This is a genomic window from Microbacterium sp. USTB-Y, from assembly GCF_023703415.1.
Taxonomy (GTDB): domain Bacteria; phylum Actinomycetota; class Actinomycetes; order Actinomycetales; family Microbacteriaceae; genus Microbacterium.
This window is the reverse complement of record NZ_JAGMTU010000003.1, coordinates 114,580-132,353: the sequence shown is the minus strand read 5'-3', so window position 1 is coordinate 132,353 and position 17,774 is coordinate 114,580. Positions and strand designations below refer to the sequence as shown.

The 17,774-nt window shown below is 72.7% G+C and carries 18 protein-coding genes; 15 read left to right on the top strand and 3 right to left on the bottom strand.

The window, feature by feature from the left end; genetic code table 11:
- Positions 1-9: 9 nt before the first annotated feature.
- From J8G10_RS07855 to J8G10_RS07840, 4 genes are read left to right on the top strand one after another with little or no spacing between them, the layout of a single operon-like run.
- Positions 10-981, top strand: a complete 972-nt coding sequence (locus tag J8G10_RS07855; protein ID WP_251442772.1) for a carbohydrate ABC transporter permease — start codon at positions 10-12, stop codon at positions 979-981.
- Positions 978-1,943: a carbohydrate ABC transporter permease gene (locus tag J8G10_RS07850; RefSeq protein WP_251442768.1), complete on the top strand. Its 966-nt coding sequence runs from the start codon at positions 978-980 to the stop codon at positions 1,941-1,943. Before J8G10_RS07855 ends, J8G10_RS07850 begins: the two co-directional genes overlap by 4 nt.
- Positions 1,940-3,442, top strand: coding sequence for a family 20 glycosylhydrolase (locus tag J8G10_RS07845; RefSeq protein WP_251442765.1), 1,503 nt, complete (start codon positions 1,940-1,942; stop codon positions 3,440-3,442). Before J8G10_RS07850 ends, J8G10_RS07845 begins: the two co-directional genes overlap by 4 nt.
- The gene (locus J8G10_RS07840; protein ID WP_251442760.1) at positions 3,439-4,692 is read left to right on the top strand and encodes a hypothetical protein; all 1,254 of its coding nucleotides are present in this window, start codon (positions 3,439-3,441) and stop codon (positions 4,690-4,692) included. The genes J8G10_RS07845 and J8G10_RS07840 overlap by 4 nt, the downstream gene beginning before the upstream one ends.
- Positions 4,693-4,978: 286 nt before the next feature.
- Here J8G10_RS07840 and J8G10_RS07835 read toward each other — a convergent pair whose 3' ends face one another.
- The 3 genes from J8G10_RS07835 to J8G10_RS07825 form a co-directional block, all read right to left on the bottom strand.
- Positions 4,979-5,551 (bottom strand): HhH-GPD-type base excision DNA repair protein, encoded by a 573-nt coding sequence (locus J8G10_RS07835; protein WP_251442757.1) that lies wholly within the window; start codon positions 5,549-5,551, stop codon positions 4,979-4,981.
- A 341-nt stretch (positions 5,552-5,892) separates the two neighbouring features.
- On the bottom strand, positions 5,893-6,303 hold the full coding sequence (arr, locus tag J8G10_RS07830) for an NAD(+)--rifampin ADP-ribosyltransferase (protein ID WP_251442754.1): 411 nt from the start codon (positions 6,301-6,303) through the stop codon (positions 5,893-5,895).
- A 93-nt stretch (positions 6,304-6,396) separates the two neighbouring features.
- A complete protein-coding gene (locus J8G10_RS07825; RefSeq protein ID WP_251442751.1) occupies positions 6,397-7,728 on the bottom strand; it encodes a glutamyl-tRNA reductase in 1,332 nt (443 codons plus the stop codon).
- A 180-nt stretch (positions 7,729-7,908) separates the two neighbouring features.
- Between J8G10_RS07825 and hemE the strand changes: the two genes are divergently transcribed.
- The 11 genes from hemE (at position 7,909) to J8G10_RS07770 (ending at position 17,703) form a co-directional block, all read left to right on the top strand.
- Positions 7,909-8,964 carry a uroporphyrinogen decarboxylase gene (hemE, locus tag J8G10_RS07820; RefSeq protein ID WP_251442748.1) on the top strand — a complete coding sequence of 352 codons (1,056 nt, stop codon included), beginning with the start codon at positions 7,909-7,911 and terminating at the stop codon, positions 8,962-8,964.
- Complete coding sequence (locus J8G10_RS07815) at positions 8,961-10,469, top strand: NAD(P)/FAD-dependent oxidoreductase (RefSeq protein WP_251442745.1); 1,509 nt, start codon at positions 8,961-8,963, stop codon at positions 10,467-10,469. The genes hemE and J8G10_RS07815 overlap by 4 nt, the downstream gene beginning before the upstream one ends.
- A gap of 108 nt (positions 10,470-10,577) precedes the next feature.
- On the top strand, positions 10,578-11,000 hold the full coding sequence (locus tag J8G10_RS07810; protein ID WP_251442742.1) for a hypothetical protein: 423 nt from the start codon (positions 10,578-10,580) through the stop codon (positions 10,998-11,000).
- Position 11,001: 1 nt separating this feature from the next.
- Entirely contained in the window at positions 11,002-11,406 is a 405-nt protein-coding gene (locus tag J8G10_RS07805) for a phage holin family protein (protein ID WP_251442738.1), read from the top strand.
- Positions 11,396-11,659 carry a hypothetical protein gene (locus tag J8G10_RS07800; protein WP_251442735.1) on the top strand — a complete coding sequence of 88 codons (264 nt, stop codon included), beginning with the start codon at positions 11,396-11,398 and terminating at the stop codon, positions 11,657-11,659. The genes J8G10_RS07805 and J8G10_RS07800 overlap by 11 nt, the downstream gene beginning before the upstream one ends.
- Before the next feature lie 284 nt (positions 11,660-11,943).
- A complete protein-coding gene (gene hemQ / locus J8G10_RS07795; protein WP_374208769.1) occupies positions 11,944-12,648 on the top strand; it encodes a hydrogen peroxide-dependent heme synthase in 705 nt (234 codons plus the stop codon).
- Positions 12,645-13,673 carry a hydroxymethylbilane synthase gene (gene hemC, locus J8G10_RS07790; RefSeq protein ID WP_251442732.1) on the top strand — a complete coding sequence of 343 codons (1,029 nt, stop codon included), beginning with the start codon at positions 12,645-12,647 and terminating at the stop codon, positions 13,671-13,673. The genes hemQ and hemC overlap by 4 nt, the downstream gene beginning before the upstream one ends.
- An 11-nt stretch (positions 13,674-13,684) precedes the next feature.
- Positions 13,685-14,479 (top strand): uroporphyrinogen-III synthase, encoded by a 795-nt coding sequence (locus J8G10_RS07785; protein WP_374208768.1) that lies wholly within the window; start codon positions 13,685-13,687, stop codon positions 14,477-14,479.
- Positions 14,476-15,501 carry a porphobilinogen synthase gene (gene hemB / locus J8G10_RS07780; RefSeq protein WP_374208767.1) on the top strand — a complete coding sequence of 342 codons (1,026 nt, stop codon included), beginning with the start codon at positions 14,476-14,478 and terminating at the stop codon, positions 15,499-15,501. The genes J8G10_RS07785 and hemB overlap by 4 nt, the downstream gene beginning before the upstream one ends.
- Before the next feature lie 87 nt (positions 15,502-15,588).
- The gene (locus tag J8G10_RS07775; RefSeq protein ID WP_251442726.1) at positions 15,589-16,911 is read left to right on the top strand and encodes a glutamate-1-semialdehyde 2,1-aminomutase; all 1,323 of its coding nucleotides are present in this window, start codon (positions 15,589-15,591) and stop codon (positions 16,909-16,911) included.
- Between the two features lie 336 nt (positions 16,912-17,247).
- Complete coding sequence (locus J8G10_RS07770) at positions 17,248-17,703, top strand: hypothetical protein (RefSeq protein ID WP_251442723.1); 456 nt, start codon at positions 17,248-17,250, stop codon at positions 17,701-17,703.
- Positions 17,704-17,774 lie beyond the last annotated feature (71 nt).

The window sequence follows — 17,774 nt, the reverse complement described above, 5'->3', positions numbered from 1 at the left end:
GGTGAGCAGATGAGAAGACAACGCTGGTACACGCCGTACCTGCTCGTGCTTCCGGGCGTGATCTGGGTGCTCGTGTTCGCGCTGTGGCCGTTCCTGAACACGGTGGTGCTCGCCTTCACGGACGCGCGCCCCCTCCGGCCCGTCGCGTTCGTGGGCCTGGACAACTTCACCCGTCTCGCGAGCGACGAGCGGTTCGGGTACGCCCTCACCACGTCGCTCGTGTACGTGGTGGTGTGCGTGCCGCTGCTCACCTTCCTCCCGCTGCTCCTCGCGCTGCTGGTGCATCGCAAGATCCCGGCGATCGGGTTCTTCCGCACCACGTTCTACTTCCCGGTGATCGCATCGGCGGTGGTCGTCGCGATCGTGTGGGAGTTCCTGTTCTCCAGCACCGGCACGATCAACTCGGCCCTGAAGTTCTTCGGCCTCGCCGACCGGCCGATCGAGTTCCTCTCGGATCGCTGGCTGCTCATCTTCTGCGCGATCGGCCTGACCGTGTGGAAGGGCCTCGGCTACTACATGGTCGTCTACCTCGCCGCCCTCGGGAACGTCGGGCGCGAGCTGCACGAGGCGGCCGCGATGGACGGCGCCGGGGCCTGGCGGCGGTTCTGGTCGGTGACCGTGCCGGGCGTGCGCGGCCCGATGATGCTCGTCTCGGTGCTCATCTGCGTCGCGGCCATGCGCGTGTTCACCGAGCTGTACATCCTCTCCTCGGGATCCGGCGGGCCCGGCGGCCGGTCGATGAGCATGGTGATGCTGATCCAGTCGATGGGCAAGGGGCTGAACGGCCAGATCGGCTACGCCTCGGCCATCTCGATCGTGCTGTTCCTGCTGACCCTCATCCCGCTGACCGTGGTCGGCATCGCCAACAACGGCGAGATGATCCGCGACGCCCTGGCGGGCCGGCGGACCCGCCGCGACCTGCGTGCGCAGCAGCGGGCCGAGCGCCGTGACGCGAAGAACCGTGCGGAGGTGGCGGCATGACTTCCTTCCAGACCCCCGGCAGCGCCGGCGTGATCGAGGAGCAGGCGACGCTCCGGCAGGCCGCAGCCGGCCGCGGCGCCCGCCCGCCGCACCACCGCGAGAAGCCGTTCCGCACCCGCGGATCCGCCGACATCATGAAGCCCTCCCTCGGCGGACTGATCGGCAAGTACGTGCTGCTCGTCGTCGTGCTCGGCATCATGGTGTTCCCGTTCCTGTGGCAGCTCTCCACGTCGTTCAAGGGATCCGGCGAGGACATCTACGGCTTCCCGCCGAACCTCCTCCCGAGCGCTCCCACGCTCGACCACTACGCGGAGGTCTTCCGCACGATCCCGGTGCTCGACTACGCGCGCAACTCGCTGCTCGTCGGCGTCGGGACCGTCATCACCAACGTGATCTTCGCCACCCTCGGCGGCTACGCGCTGGGATGCCTGAAGTTCCGCGGCAAGGGGATCGTCATGGCGATCTTCTTCTCCACGCTGCTCCTCCCCGGCGAGGTCACCCTGACCAGCCAGTACCTGACGGTGAAGTCGCTGGGTCTGGCGAACACCCTGTGGGGCGTGTTCCTGCCCGGCGCGATCGCCGCGATCAACGTGCTGCTCATGGCCGCCGCCTGCCGGATGATCCCCGCGGACACCCTGGACGCCGCGACGATCGACGGCGCCAACACCCTGCAGCGCCTTCGCCACATCGTGTGGCCGAACATCCGCGGCATGGTCTCGGTGGTCGCCCTGTTCGCGTTCATCGGCGCCTGGGACGAGTTCCTCTGGCCGCTCGTGGTGCTCTCGGATCCGGCGAACTACACGCTCACGGTCGGCATGAACTACCTGAACTCGAACTTCGGATCCAACCCCCGGGTGATCGCGGCGGGAACGATGATCGCGCTCGTGCCGATCATCATCCTCTTCGCCGTCCTCCAGAAGCAGTTCTTCAAGGGCGTCGAGGAGGGGAGCGTCAAGGGATGATCTCTCCGGCGGCACCCGCCGCGCGAACGCCGTGGGCGTCGCTCCCGCAGCCCACGGCGTTCGAGCCGGCGGGCGGGACGTGGGAGCCGGAGCGGGTGCGGGTCATCGCGGCGAGCCGGGGACTGCGCCGGGAGGCGGAGCGGCTCGAGTCCGAACTGCGGGAGCGGGGGATCGCGGCGGCCGCCGACGTCTCGGATCCGGTGATCCGGGTGCGGCTGAGTCCGCTCGCGCACCGGGATCCGGCCGACGAGTCGTTCACGATCGACGTGGCGGACGACGTCGTGGTGACGGCCGCCTCCGCCGCCGGAGTGTTCCGCGCCACCCGGCAGCTCCTGCACAACCTGCGCGCCCAGGGGGCGGTCCCGCGAGGGATCGTGCGCTCCGCGCCGGCGGTCGCCGAGCGCGGACTGCATCTCGACGCGGGGCGCAAGCACTACCCCGCGGCGTGGATCCTCGCGCAGCTGCACGCCGCCGCCGACGTGGGCGTGAACGTGTTCCAGTGGCACTTCTCCGAGAACGAGGGCTTCCGGCTGGAATCGACGGCCTTCCCCGAGATCGTCTCGTCCGGGCGCATCACCCGCGCCGAGGCGGCCGAGATCGTCGCGACCGCCCGCGACCTGCACATCGACCTCGTCCCGTCGCTCGACATGCCGGGGCATCTGCGGCACGCGCTCCGGGCCCACCCGGACCTGCGGCTGCCGGACGCGCCGGGCCTCGCCACCGACCACGCGCTCGACATCACCCGCGAGGATCCGGTCCGCTTCGCCCTCGCGCTGATCGACGACATGGTCCCCGTGTTCCCGCACAGCACGCGCTGGAATCTCGGCGGCGACGAGTTCGTCGACTTCGACCGCATCGCCGAGTTCCCGGCGCTCGCGACGGCGGCCGCGGAGCGCTACGGCGCCGCGGGCACCGGATTCGACCTGCTGACCGCGTTCGTCAACCGCGTCGCCGCGCACCTGCGCGAGCGCGGTCTCGAAGCGCGCGCCTGGAACGACGGCCTGCTGCGCAGCACCGCCGAGCGTCTGGACCAGGACGTCGTGCTCACCTGGTGGACGAACTGGAACGCCGGCATGCGGCCGGTCGCCGACGCGCTCGCCGCAGGGCATCGGCTCGTCAACGTCGACGACGCGGTGTTCTACTACGTGCTCGGTGAGAACGCCGGCTACCGCTACCCGACGGCGGAGCGGATCTGGGCGGCCGACTGGCATCCCGGCCTCTTCCCGGCGCTGTGGGGACCCGAAGGGCAGGCGACCGTGGTGCAGGAGCTGGAGCGCCCGTACCCCGAAGCGCTGCTCGGGGTCTCGTTCGCGGTGTGGTCGGACCGGCCGGAGGCGCAGACCCCGGCCGAGGTCGCGGAGGGGATCCGCGGACCGCTGCGCGCGATGGCGGAACGGGCGTGGAACGCCGGAACCGCCCTGGAGCTTGCGGACTTCGCGGCGCTCGACGCCGCGATCGGGGAAGCCACCCCACTCGAAGAAGAGAGAAGGCACGTATGAATCGCACGACAGCTGCCATCGGTCTCGGCGCGCTCCTCGCCGGAGTCGCGGTCCTCGGCGCGCCACCCGCTCTCGCCGGGACGGGATCCGCATCGGTCGGGAACACATCGCAGTGCTCGGCCGAGCCCCTCACCATGGCGTACTACCGCACCTGGCGCGACGTCACGGTGCCGCAGAGCGCGAACTCGAACCTGCCCGACCCCAACGTCACGCGCATGACGGACCTGCCTCCCGAGGTCGATGTGGCGATGGTCTTCGACGCCGGTGCGACGGCGGACACCGACTACTGGCGCGCCCTGCGCGACGAGTACGTCCCTGAGCTGCATGCGCGCGGAACCCGGGTCGCGTACACGCTGTGGATCGACAAGCTCGCGAAGGCGGACATCCCGCTGACGGACCAGGCCTATCGCGACTACGCGCAGAAGCTCGTCGACACTTACGTGACCCCGTACGGGCTGGACGGCATCGACATCGATGTGGAGTCGTACCCGACCGGGGACGACCTGACCAGGGCGATCGGCGTCTTCAACGCCCTCGGGGATCTCCTCGGACCGACCTCGGGCTCCGACAAGATCCTCATCTTCGACACCAACCAGGACGGCAGCACCCCGCTGTTCACGGCGGTCTCGTCGAAGGTGTCCTACGTTCTCCTGCAGGCCTACGGCCGGGGCGCGGCGGGCATGCAATCGACCTGGAACACCTTCGCCGACAAGATCGCCCCGTGCCAGTTCCTCCCCGGGTTCTCCTTCCCCGAGGAGCAGGACCGCACGCACTGGGGCGACGCGGAGGGGATCTACGACCCCGCGACGGCGCCGGGATCCACGGCGTACGAGTACGCGACGTGGCAGCCGCAGGGCGGCACGAAGGGCGGGTTCTTCGCCTACGCGGTCGACCGCGACGGCAAGGTCTGGGGGGATGACAGCATCACGCCGACGTCCTTCACCTGGATGAAGAACCTCTCGGCCGTGCAGGACGACGCCGCGGGTGTCGCACCGAAGGCCCCCACCGCTGCGCTCGCCGCGGACCGGATCACGATCCGCGGCGTCGGAGCCCCGGGCGCCACCGTGAGCGTGAAGGTCACCGGTCCCGGGAGGATCCCCGCCGCGGCCTCGACGACCGCTGCCGTGGACGGCAGCTGGACGCTCGTGCTCGACCGCAAACTGACCGTGCCGCAGAGGGCGAAGATCACGCAGAAGCTGCCGCACACGGGCCCGTCTGCCCCGGCCACGGTGCGCGTCGCCGTCCGCTGAGCCGCCGGCCACCGCAGAACGGCGCGGGATCCGGTCCGAGGGGAGGGAGGCCGGATCCCGCGCTCTGCCCGGGATCGCGCGGGGCGCGTCGTCGCCGCGATCGAGGGGGTGGGCCGACCCGGCCCGCCGTAGTCAGGACCCGGTCCGCCGTATTCAGGCTGAGTCCTCGGGAAGCCGGTCGACCAGGCGGTTCGAGGGGCGGATCCGGATGTCGGGCCTGAATTGTGCGGGCGGCTCCGTCACCGGCGATCCGTGCCAGGCGACCTGACGGAGCGCGGCGGAGGCCTCAGGCGGTCGCCTTGGCCGCGGCCTTCATCGCGCGCTTGTGCTCCCGGACTTTCGCGAGCGAGTCCGGCGAGACGATGTCGGCGACCGAGCGGAAGGATCCGTCCTCGCCGTAGGGCGCAGAGGCCTCGCGCCAGCCGGCGCCGGTGAAGCCGTACTGCTTGCCGAGGAGGGCGAGGAAGATCTTGGCCTTCTGCTCGCCGAACCCGGGAAGGCCCTTCAGTCGCCGTAGCACCTCGGCGCCGTCCGGATCCCCCTGGGTCCACAGGTTCGCGGCGTCCCCGCCCCAGTCGTCGACGAGCTTCTGGCACAGCGTCTGCACGCGCGTCGCCATGGATCCGGGGAAGCGATGCACCGACGGGGACTGCTTGAACGCGGCGAGGAACTCGTCCGGGTCGTACGCGGCGATCGCGGCGGCGTCGGCCGCGCCCGTGCGCTGCTCGATCTTGAGCGGTCCGGCGAAGGCGGTCTCCATCGCGACCTGCTGGTCGAGCAGCATGCCCACGAGCAGGGCGAGCGGGTTGTCGCTGAGCAGGGTGTCGGCGGCGGTGTCTCCGGTGATGTGAAGGGCCATGGATCCAGTCTCGCACTCCGGCCTCGTCATCCACATCGCAGCTGCCGGTGCGCCAACATCGGAGATGTGCACCGACCGCGGAGCCGATTCGAGAATCTCTCCGAGCGAAGCGCACATCTCCGCGCGGGGAGCACGCCGCGGGAGCCGGTCAGTGAGGGATCTCGCGACGATCCCCGACGCGGAGCGCGGGGATCACGGCGTCGCCATCTCGCGGAAGACCGCGAGTGTCCGCGCCCAGGCCGATGCCGCTCGATCGCCTTGCGCCCGCACACCCGGTGATCCCCCGGCGCCCGCACATCCGGTGATCCCCCGGCGCCCGCACGCCGGCGGTGCGGCTCGGCCTAGTTGATGATCTCGCCGCGCTCGTCGTCGAGGATGGCGGCGAGGCGGTCGCGCCAGCCCTGCAGCGCCTCCGGCGCGAGCCGCGTCCAGTCGTCGACCACGGCGACCACGCGAAGCGGATCCGCGCTGCGATAGGACCGCGTCGGATTGCCGGGGAACTTCTTGTCGGTGACGTTCGGGTCGTCCTCGAAGGCGCCGGTCGGCTCGACGAGGTACACCCGCGGTTCGCCGTCGCCGGCGGCGAGCTCTGCGGCGAGGCCGGCTCCGTCGCGCAGCGCGGTGAAGTAGATGTGATTCATGACGACCTCGGGCCGGTAGTTCGACCGGAATCCCGCCGTGAGCAGGTCGCCGGGCCGCAGATCCGCCTTGGTGCCGTGGAAGAACGGGCCCTCGTCTGTCACGTCGCTCACCGGACCAGGCTAGCCGCGGTCGCCGCCGCGGTCGCGGTCGCGGTCGCGGACGCGCGCCGGCACGCAGTGGGCCGGCCCGAGAGAGCGAACCGGTCAGGCCGTGGCGGCGTCGTCCTGGACGGCGGGCTCGGCGGAGAGCCCGTACAGCGTCTCGAGGGCGGCGATGAACTCGGATCCGCGGCCCTGGGCGGCGAGCTCATGCGCGCGGCTCGTCGGGGTGTGCAGCAGCACGCCGGCGAGGTGGCGCATGGCCTGCTCGACCTGGCCGCCGTCATCCCCGCGCTTGCGGGCGCGCTCGATCTCGGCCTCGAGCAGGCCGAAGATGTGCCCGCGCAGGGCGACGACCGCCGGGGTCACGCTCTCGCGCGCTCCCACCTCGTGGAACGTCGCCGCGGCGGCACGCACGATCGAGCGTGCGGCGTCCGTCGCCTGCAGCTCCTCGAGCGGCGCGTGCAGGCGGATCGTCTCGAGGTCGAGCAGGGCCACGCCCTCGACCTCCGCGACGTCGGGTGCGACGTTGCGGGGCATGCCGAGGTCGACGATCAGCTGCGACGGGGTGGCGCCGGCCGAGAAGCCGTGTCCCGGAATCGGGCAGTCCACCGCCGTGCCGTGCGGCGTCGGGAGGGCGGCAAGAGCCGGGCCGCGGCCTGCGCGCAGGATCGCGGCGTCGAGCACGGGGTGCTCGGCGCTCGTGCAGGTGATGACGATCGAGGCGTGCGCGGCGGCGCGGGCGTACTCCGCCTTGGGCAGCGCCCGGATCCCGTGCTTCGCGGCGAACGCGGCACCGCGGCCCGAGGGGGAGTGCACGCTGATGTCGTGCGCGCCGCGCTCGCGCAGCGTCGCGAGGGTCACCGCGGCGTAGGCGCCGGTGCCGACGAGCAGCACGCGCGCGGTGCTCCAGTCGGCGATGCGGCTGTCGGCGAGGTCGAGGGCGAGGCGCACCAGCGACCGGCCGGCGCGGCCGAGGGCGGTGTCGTTCTTGACTTTGCGCTGGGCTTCGCTGGCGCGCTGGAAGAGGCGCTCCAGCTCGGGGGAGGTGGTGCCGTGCTTGCGAGCCGAGGTGAGCGCACGGCGCACCTGGCCGGCGATCTCGCCCTCGCCGGAGACGACGGATTCGAGACCCGACGCGACCGAGAAGAGATGCTCGACGACCCGGGGGCCGGAGTGCACCGACGACGACGCGGAGAGGATGTCGGCGTCGATGCCGCTGCGCTCCGAGACCGTGCTCAGGATGCGCGCGACGTCATTCTCGTCGGCCGTGCCGTCGACGTCGACATAGGCCTCGAAGCGGTTGCAGGTCGCGAGCACGACGGCGCCCTTGGATCCTTCGGAGAGGGATCCGGCCAGGTCGTCCGGGGTGCGACTGAGTCGTTCGAGGAGGTCGAAGGGGGCCGTCTTGTGATTGGCCGTGACGCAGAGCAGCACCCTGGGAGTTTACGCTCCGCGGCCTTTGCGGATCCTGGACATCCGACGCGCGACGTCATCCCGGATCCCGGATCCGCTCGGTCGTGGCTGCTGATCGGCCATCCCGGCGGGCATCGCGGTCCGGATCCGCGCGGACCAGGTCCGCATCCCGCGCAGAGGTGCGTCGGGGACAATGGACCCATGCCCCTGAACGACGCCCCGCTGCTGCGCGCCCTTGCCGGTATCCGCCCCGAGACGACCCCGGTGTGGTTCATGCGCCAGGCGGGACGCTCGCTGCCCGAGTACCGCGACCTCCGTGTCGGGACCCGCATGCTGGACGCCTGCCTCACGCCCGACCTCGCCGCGGAGATCACGCTGCAGCCCGTGCGCCGCCACAGCGTCGACGCGGGCATCTTCTTCAGCGACATCGTGGTGCCCCTGCGTCTCGCCGGCGTCGAGGTCGAGATCGAGCCCGGTCGCGGTCCGGTGTTCGCCGAGCCCGTGCGCACGGCCTCCGACGTCGACCGGATCACCGCGATCGATCCGGCATCGCTCGACACGACGCAGATCGAGGAGGCGGTGCGCCTCGTGGTCGCCGAGCTCGGCGACCGCACCCCGCTGATCGGCTTCGCCGGCGCCCCGTTCACCCTCGCCGCCTACCTCGTCGAGGGGGGTCCTTCGAAGGAGCACCTGCGTGCCCGGGCGATGATGCACACGGATCCGGAGTCCTGGAACCGTCTCGCGGGCTGGCTCGCCGAGGTCTCGCGGACCTTCCTCGCCGCTCAGCGGGCGGCGGGCGCGAGCGCCGTGCAGCTGTTCGACTCCTGGGCCGGTTCCCTGAGCCCCGCCGACTACCGCGCCTTCGTCGCGCCGCACTCGGCCGCCGCGGTCGACGGGATCGACGCCCCGGTCATCCACTTCGGGGTCGGCACCGGGCCCTTCCTCGGCGACATGCGGCTCGGCGGGCGCGCCGCCGCGGTCGGCGTCGACTGGCGCCTGCCGCTGGATGAGGCCGTCGCCGTGCTCGGCCCCGACGTCACGGTGCAGGGCAACATCGACCCCGCGCTGCTCACCGCTCCCTGGCCGGTGATCGAGGCGCACGTCCGCGAGGTGCTCCGGCGCGGGGCCGCGGCCCGGGCGCACATCCTGAACCTCGGCCACGGGGTGCCCCCCGAGACAGACCCGGCGGTGCTCACCCGCATCGTCGAGCTCGCCCATTCCGTGCGCACCGAGCCGGCCGCCGAGGCCGCGCGATGACGGATCCGCGGTCCGGCGACGGCGGCGCGCCAGAACCGGCGCACACGCCGGAGCTCGCCGAACGCGCGGCACGACGGAGGGTCGCCGTGATCGGCGGCGGCGTGGCGGGCCTCGTGGCGGCGGAGTCGGTCGCCGCGATCGGCGCGCATGCCACGGTGTTCGAGGCGCAGGAGCGCGCGGGCGGCGCGGTGCAGGCGGGCGAGGCGGACGGGCTGGTGTTCGACGCCGGGGCGGAGAGCTTCGCGGTGCGCGGCGGCCACGTGCGCGCCCTCATCGACGACCTGGGCCTCGGCGACCGCGTGCGCACCCCGGAACCCGGCGGCGCGTGGGTGGCCGGCATCCCCGGAGGTGCGGCGCCGCTGCCGCACGGCGGTCTGCTCGGCATCCCGGCCAATCCGTTCGCGGAGGACGTACGGCGCGTGATCGGCTGGAACGGCACGTGGCGGGCCTGGCTCGACCGGCTGCTGCCGCCGCTCACCATCGGCCACGACCGCAGCCTCGGCCGCCTCGTGCGCAGGCGCATGGGCGCCCGGGTGCTGGACCGGCTCGTCGCGCCCGTGAGCACCGGGGTGTACTCCGCGCATCCGGATGACATCGACGTCGACGTCGCGGCCCCCGCGTTGAACGCGGCGCTGACCCGCGTCGGTTCCCTCTCCGGGGCCGTGGCCGAGATCACCGGCGGAGCGGGCCGAGCCCCGGGCGCAGCCGTGCAGGGACTCGACGGAGGCATGGCCGGCCTCGTCGACGCGCTCGTCGCGCGCATCGAGCTGCTCGGATCCGAGGTGCGCACCGCGACGCCGATCGAGCGTCTCGACCGCGACGGAGAGCGCTGGATCGTGCGCGTGGTCGAGTCCGGCGAACCGGGGGAGCAGGGCGAGGAGGCCGCCGACGGGATCCCCGAGTCCTTCGACGCCGTCATCCTCGCCGTCGACGAGGGCACGGCCCGCCGGCTGCTCGCCCCGCACGTGCCCGAGCTCGCGGCGGTCGCCGCCGCGTCCTCGCCCCGCATCGAGATCGTCACCCTGGTGCTCGACGCCCCGGTGCTCGACGCGGCGCCGCGCGGATCCGGCGTGCTCACGGTTCCGGGCTCGCACGTCGCCAAGGCCCTCACCCACAGCACCGCGAAGTGGGCGTGGCTGCGGGAGCGGGCGGGATCCCGGCATGTCGTGCGGGTGTCGTTCGGCGCCCAGGACGAGGACCCCGCGACCGCTGCGCTCGACGACGAGGCCGCCGCCGCGCTCGCCCTGGCCGAGGCATCGGCGCTCCTCGGAGTCGCCCTGCCGCCCGATCGGCTGCGCGGCAGCCACCGCGCCCGCTTCGTTCAGGCGCAGCCCTCCGCGGTCGCGGGAGCCGCGGAGCGGCGCACCGCCGCGGCGGCCGCGATCGGCGCCGTGCCGGGGCTGGCGGCGACCGGGGCCTGGCTGAGCGGCACCGGACTCGCCCAGGTCGTGCCGCACGCGCGCGCCGAGGCGGAGCGGATCCGCCACGCCCTGCTCTGGGGATGACCGGGTGGGCGGACGCCCGGAAGGCCGACTCCGCGACCGATAGATGCCGAAAACGGAATACAGGGTTACGCTGGTAGCCCGCAGGGACCGCAATCGTGAGGAGACCCCATGAAGGGGAAGATCGGACTCGTCGTCGGACTCGGCGTCGGCTATGTGCTGGGCACGCGTGCCGGGCGCGAACGGTACGAACAGATCAAGAAGCAGTGGCTGAAGGTCTGGCACCTCGACCCCGTGCAGGCACAGGTGCACAAGGTGCAGGACTTCGCGAAGGCCCAGGCGGCCGCGGTGCCGCAGGCGCTGTGGACCGGCGCCGTCAAGATCGTCAAGGCCGCCACCTCCGACGGAACCCCGGGCCAGCGCGTGGACTCCACGATCGCGAGCGGCAAGGCGGTCGCGGCCGAGGTCAAGCAGGCGGCGGAGGAGACCGTCGCGGCCGCGGAGCAGAGCGTCGCCGCCGAGGAGAGCCGCACGAAGTCCCGCACATCCGCGGCCGCGAAGAGCGCGCCGAAGAAGCCGACCGCGGGCGCCTGACATGGCCGGCAACTACCGGGATCGCGCCGACGACAGCCTGCTCACGCTCCTCGGCGACATCCCCGACCTGATCAGCAACCTGGTCAAGGCCGAGATCGACGCGGCCAAGACCTGGATCTCCCGCACCGCGAAGGACGCCGGCATCGGCAGCGTCTGGTTCCTGGTCGCGCTGTTCTTCCTGTTCTGGGCCGTGCCCGTGGTGCTCGTGTTCGCGATCGCCGGGCTCTCGTCCTGGTTCCCGGTCTGGCTCTCCGCGATCATCACGTTCGGGATCCTGCTCCTGGCCGTGCTCGTGTTCGCGCTGCTCGGTCTCCTGAAGTTCCGCACCGTGCTGCGCCGGGAGAACCCCGCGCAGGCCGTGGCGACCGACGTCCGCATCGTGAAGGAGGCCGGCGATGGCCGTTGACCCGGTGAACATCCCGCGCACGGCCGTGCCGGCAGGCCTGGTCGACCCGGTCGCCTCGGCCCGCGCCGAGCTGAAGGCCGCACTGCTCGCGATCGAGGACAAGACGAACGTGCCGCGTCAGCTGCAGAAGGCCGGCGGCAAGGCCCGCGTCTTCGCGCAGCGCAACCCGGTCGGCGCCTTCGCCGCGGTCGTCGGCGTCGCGGCGGTCGTCGGCGGCGTGGTCTGGGCCGTCACCCGCAGCATCGCCCGCTGACGCCGGTCCTCGGCGCGTCCCGGGCGCGTCCTGGGCACGGTCTTCCGCCGTCACGATCAGCACACCGAGGCACGATCAGCACACCGATCCGGCGGATCCGTGTGCTGATCGTCACACCGTGTGCTGATCGGGACACGGGCCGCACCGGAGGCTGGATCCCCGGGCCGCGCCGGACCGTGCCGGCCCGACCGTGCCGAGCCCGGATCCTGCCCGGATCCCGGCCGGATCCGGGTGCGTGTCGTCACGAGTCCCCGGCGCATAGGCGGAGGGGGCAGACTGGTCCCATGGCTGAAGCTGCAGAAACGCCCATGCTCGCCGCCGACTCCGACGCCTCGCCCCAGGGTTTCACCCTCTGGGCCGTGTGGCGCCGCGACCCCGCCGCCCCGGTGCTCGAGACCGACTCCACCGAGCTGGAGGACATCGTCCGCCACATCGAGGACGGCGGCATCAGCGTCCGCGGCTTCTACGACGTCTCCGGCCTGAAGGCCGATGCCGACCTCATGGTGTGGCTGCACGGGCCCACTCCCGAGGGACTGCAGAAGGCGCTGCGCCGGCTGCGCCGCACCGAGCTGCTGCGCACCCTGCTGCCGGTCTGGAACGTGATGGGCGTGCACCGCGACGCGGAGTTCAACCGCGCGCACGTGCCCGGCTTCCTGCGCGGCGTCGACGCGAAGGGCTGGCTCTGCCTGTACCCGTTCGTCCGCACGCCCGAGTGGTACCTCATCGAGGAGGACGAGCGCCGCCGCATGCTCGCCGAGCACGGCCGCCGCGGCGCCGCCTTCCGCGGGGTCCTCGCCAACACGGTCGCCGCCTTCGCGCTCGGCGACTACGAGTGGCTGCTCCCGCTCGAGGCCGACGAGCCGACCGAGCTCGTCGACCTGATGCGCGATCTCCGGTACACCGATGCGCGCCGCTACGTGAAGGAGGAGGTGCCCTTCTACACGGGGCGCCGCCTGCGCTTCGACGAGATCGCCGAGGTGCTGCAGTGACCGACGCGGCCCCGCTCCGGCTCGGCACCCGCCGCAGCGCCCTCGCGCAGGCGCAGTCCGGGCAGGTCGCGAAGGCGCTGGAGAAGGTCTCCGGCCGCCGCGTGGAGCTCGTCCCCATCACGAGCGAGGGCGACACCAACCGCGCGTCGCTCAGCGAGATCGGCGGTCAGGGGGTGTTCGCCACCGCCCTCCGCGATGCGCTGCGCCGCGGGGAGTGCGACCTGCTGGTGCATTCTCTGAAGGATCTGCCCACCACGGTGCCCGAGGGCCTGGTCATCGCCGCGACCCCGGCCCGCGCCGACTCCCGCGACGTGGCCGTCACCCGGGACGGGACCGCGCTGCACGAGCTGAAGAGCGGATCCGCGATCGGCACGGGCTCGCCCCGGCGCATCGCGCAGGTGCACGTCCGCAACCCCCGGCTGCGCACAGTGGATCTGCGCGGGAACGTCGACTCGCGGCTGCAGCGGGTCGCGACCGGCGAGCTCGATGCCGTGATCCTCGCGGCCGCGGGGCTCAGCCGGCTCGACGGCGACCCCCTCGGCGACCTGAAGGCGGAGAGCCTCGGCCTCGCGGAGTGGCCCACCGCGCCCGGGCAGGGAGCTCTCGCCGTGGAGACCACGACCGATGCCCCGGACGACCTGATGGCCGCGCTGGCGGCACTGGACGACGAGGCGACCCGGATCGCCGTGACCGCCGAGCGGGCCGTGCTGGCGGGGCTGGATTCCGGCTGCCAGGCCCCGATGGCCGCGCACGCCGTGCTCGAAGGCGGGGACCTCCGGGTGCGCGCCGTGGTCTACGCGCCGCAGGACGGCTGGCGGATCGGGATCGACGTGACCGAGGCGCTGCGTCCAGCGCACGTGGAGGCGGAGGCGGCGGCCGAGGAGTATATTCATGCCAACGGCAGTGGCAACGGTGCGGACTCTGCCGATGGAGCAGACCCGATCGCCGCAGCCCGCGAGATCGGGTTGTCTGTTGCCCATCGGCTGCTCGAACGTGGGGCGGCTGACCTTCTTCCGCGCCCCTGAACCCGATGATGATGACTGAATCGAAGCAAGAGGCCAAGCCGCTGACCGGTTGGCGCGTGCTCGTGCCGCGCGGCGGTCCCTGGGGCGACGGCGTCGCCGCGAGCCTGCGCGCCCAGGGCGCGGTGCCGGTGGTCGCCCCGCTGATCAACTTCGCACCCACGAACGACCAGGCGGCCCTCGACGACGCGCTCGTGAAGCTCGCCGCCGGGGAGTTCGACTGGCTCACGATCACCAGCGCCACCACGGTGGACGTGCTCTTCGCGCACCGCGCCGAGATCCCCTCCTCCACCAAGATCGCCGCCGTCGGCGAGACCACCGCCGCCGCCCTCATGGCCGTCGGCTACCACGTCGACCTCGTGCCGGAGGACGACAACTCGGCCGAGGGCATGGCCCGACAGATCATCGATCTGGAGCCCGAGCCGAAACGGATCCTCACCCTGCGCAGCGAGATCGCGAAGCCGCTGCTGACGAAGTCGCTCAAGAAGGCGGGACACCGCGTCTCGAGCGTCGTGGCCTACCGCACGGTCGGCGTCCCGGTCACCGAGCGGATCATGCGCGACGTGCAGAACGGACGGATCAACGCGATCCTCGTGACGAGCGGCTCCGTCGCCGAGCAGGTGCGCGAGCAGTTCCCCGAGATCCCCGACACCACGCTCCTCGCCGCGATCGGCCCCCGCACCGCGAAGGATGCGAAGAGGGCGGGGCTGCCGATCACGGTGGTCGCCGACAAGCAGACCGTCGATGCGCTCATCGACGCGGTCTCGCACTTCACCCTCCCGCACGCGGCCGACGAGTTCGCACCGTGACCGGCGGATTCCGCTCCGGCGCCGCAGGGCTGGGCGCGTCGGCCGGCTTCCCCGACGTCCGCCCGCGCCGGCTGCGTCAGTCCGCCGCGGTGCGCTCGATCGCGCGCGAGACGGATCTGCTTCCGCGGCACCTCGTCCTCCCGGCCTTCGTGCGCGAGGGAATCACCGAGCCGACGCCGATCGGATCCATGCCCGGTGTCGTGCAGCATTCGCTCGACTCGCTGCGCCGCGCGGCGGTCGAGGCCGCCGAGGCCGGCGTCACCGGTGTGATGCTGTTCGGCGTGCCCGCCGTGCGCGACGCGATCGGATCCGGGGCGGACGACCCGGACGGGATCCTCAACGTCGCGACCGCCGCCGTGGCGGCCGAGGTCGGCGACGCGCTCGTCGTGCAGACCGACCTGTGCCTGGACGAGTTCACCGACCACGGCCACTGCGGCGTGCTGGCCGCGGACGGCTCCGTCGACAACGACGCGACCCTGGAGCGGTACGTGGCGATGGCGCTGGCCCAGGCCCGCGCCGGTTCGCAGTTGCTCGGGCTGAGCGGCATGATGGACGGCCAGGTCGCCGCGGTGCGCCACGCGCTGGACGCCGAGGGCTTCCCCGACGTGCTGCTGCTCGGCTACGCGGCCAAGTACGCGAGCGCGTTCTACGGGCCGTTCCGCGAGGCCGTCGACTCGCAGCTGCAGGGCGACCGCCGCACGTATCAGCTCGACCCGGGCAACCGGCGCGAGGGCGTGCGCGAGGCGCTGCTGGACGAGGCTGAGGGCGCCGACGTCGTGATGGTCAAGCCCGCGATGGCGTTCCTCGACGTGCTGCGCGAGGTGCGCGACAGCGTGCGCGTGCCCGTCTGGGCGTACCAGGTGTCGGGGGAGTACGCGATGATCGAGGCCGCCGCGCAGAACGGCTGGCTCGACCGCGAGCGCACGATCCTGGAGTCGCTGCTGTCGATCCGCCGCGCAGGCGCCGACGCCGTGCTCACCTACTGGGCGACCGAGGCCGCCCGCTGGGTCGCGCGGGGCTGACGGCTGCCCGGCCGTGCCCGCGGCGCAGGGCGCCCGGCCGTTCCCTCCGAGCAGGAACGGCACAGCCGCCTCCGGGAGAATGGATCCATGACCGACCGCAATGACGACCTGTTCGACGCCGCCCGTGCCGTGATCCCCGGCGGGGTGAACTCGCCCGTGCGCGCCTACGGCTCGGTCGGCGGCACGCCGCGGTTCCTCGCGAGCGCCTCCGGCGCGACGGTCACGGATGCGGCCGGCACGACGTACCTCGACCTCGTCGCATCCTGGGGGCCGGCACTGCTCGGGCACGCGCACCCCGAGGTGGTCGCCGCGGTGCAGGAGTCCGCGACCCGCGGCCTGTCGTTCGGCGCCCCGACCGAGGGCGAGGTCGAGCTCGCCGCCCTCATCGCCGATCGGGTGCGGCACGGCGAGGCCCGGCCCGTCGAGCGCGTGCGCCTGGTCTCCACGGGCACGGAGGCGACCATGACCGCGATCCGGCTCGCGCGCGGCGCGACCGGACGCGACCTGCTCGTGAAGTTCGCCGGGCACTACCACGGGCACTCGGACGGGCTGCTGGCTGCCGCCGGATCCGGTGTGGCGACCCTCGCCCTGCCCGGATCCGCGGGCGTTCCCGCTCCGATCGCGGCGCAGACGCTCGTCATCGACTACAACTCCCCGGAGGCTCTCGCCGCCGTGTTCGCCGAGCACGGCGACCGCATCGCGGCCGTCATCGTGGAGGCCTCCGCGGCGAACATGGGCGTCGTCGCCCCGCAGCCCGGGTTCAACCAGCTCATCGCCGAGACCGCGCACGCGCACGGCGCCCTGATGATCCTGGACGAGGTGCTCACCGGGTTCCGCGTGCATCCCGCCGGCTTCTGGGGTCTGCAGCAGGCCGCCGGCGAGGCGTACCTGCCCGACATCATCACGTTCGGCAAGGTCGTCGGCGGCGGGATGCCGCTCGCCGCGCTCGGCGGCCGTGCCGAGGTCATGGACCAGCTGGCGCCGACCGGCCCGGTCTACCAGGCGGGCACCCTGAGCGGGAACCCCCTCTCGGTGGCCGCGGGACTGGCGACGCTGCGCCTCGCGACGCCGGAGGTGTACGCGCGGATCGACGCCGCCGCGGTGCGCCTGTCGGACGCGCTCGACCGCGCACTGACCGACGCGGGCGTCGTGCATGCGGTGCCGCGGGCGGGCAACCTGTTCGGGGTGGCCTTCGCCGAGACGGCCCCGCGGGACTACGCCGAGGCCCAGGCCCAGCAGACGTTCCGGTACGCGCCGTTCTTCCACGCGATGCGCGAGCAGGGCGTGGCCCTGCCGCCGAGCGTGTTCGAGGCCTGGTTTCTCACGGCGGCGCACGGCGACGTCGAGCTCGCCGCGATCGAGGCCGCGCTTCCGGCGGCGGCCGAGGCCGCGGCCCGCGCGACGGCCTGAGCCGGCGCGGCTCGGCGGGGGACGTCGGCGACGCGGCTCGGCCGCGACCCGCGCGGCGCACGGTCGGCTCGGCGGGGGACGTCGGCGACGCGTGCCTGCGCAATTCAGGCTGAAGCCGGCCGGATCGGGGGATGCGGAGGCCAGAGGCCGGTCGGGGCAGGTCCTGGCCTGAGTTGTGCGAGCGGGGCGGGCGACCGATCCGGCGGGGTACCCCCGCGCCGGGCCCGGGCGCGGGCACGGTCGGGATCCGGATTGTGGATCTCCGCCAGCCGGATCGTTGCCGTCCTGTGAGGTGCCTCGCAGGTCAATGCCGCGGAGCGCTGGCAGACTGGGACGATGGTGACGCTGCTGCTGGATCGGACCCGCCTCGAGGTGGAGCTGTCTCCGCTCGAGCGCGCCGTCTCGTTCCGCCGCGACAACCTGCACATCGCCCGCGAGACGATCGTGAAGGTGCAGCTGACCGACGACGCCTGGACGTGGCTCCGCGGCGTGGGCAGTCCCGGCACCCACGTGCCGCTCGTGCTCGCCGCCGGCACCTGGAAATCGGCGAACGGCGACGACTTCGTCCTCATCCGGCGGCACAAGCCGAGTGTCGTGATCGACCTCGAGGGTGCCGAGTTCCAGCGTCTCGTGCTCACCACTCGGCACGGGCTGGCGCTCGCCCAGGCGCTCCGCCTCGACGCCACGAGCGAGCTCGCCGAGGTCACCGACATCGCGGCGACCGGCGCCATCCCCGTCGTGGAATCGGCTGGATCCTCGCGCAAGCGCAAGCCGGCGGTCCGCCCGGCCTGAGCCGAGAGCCCCGGGCGGGGCCGTGCACGACTCAGGCCATCTTCCGGCCACGGCAGCGGGTCGGCGCGGAA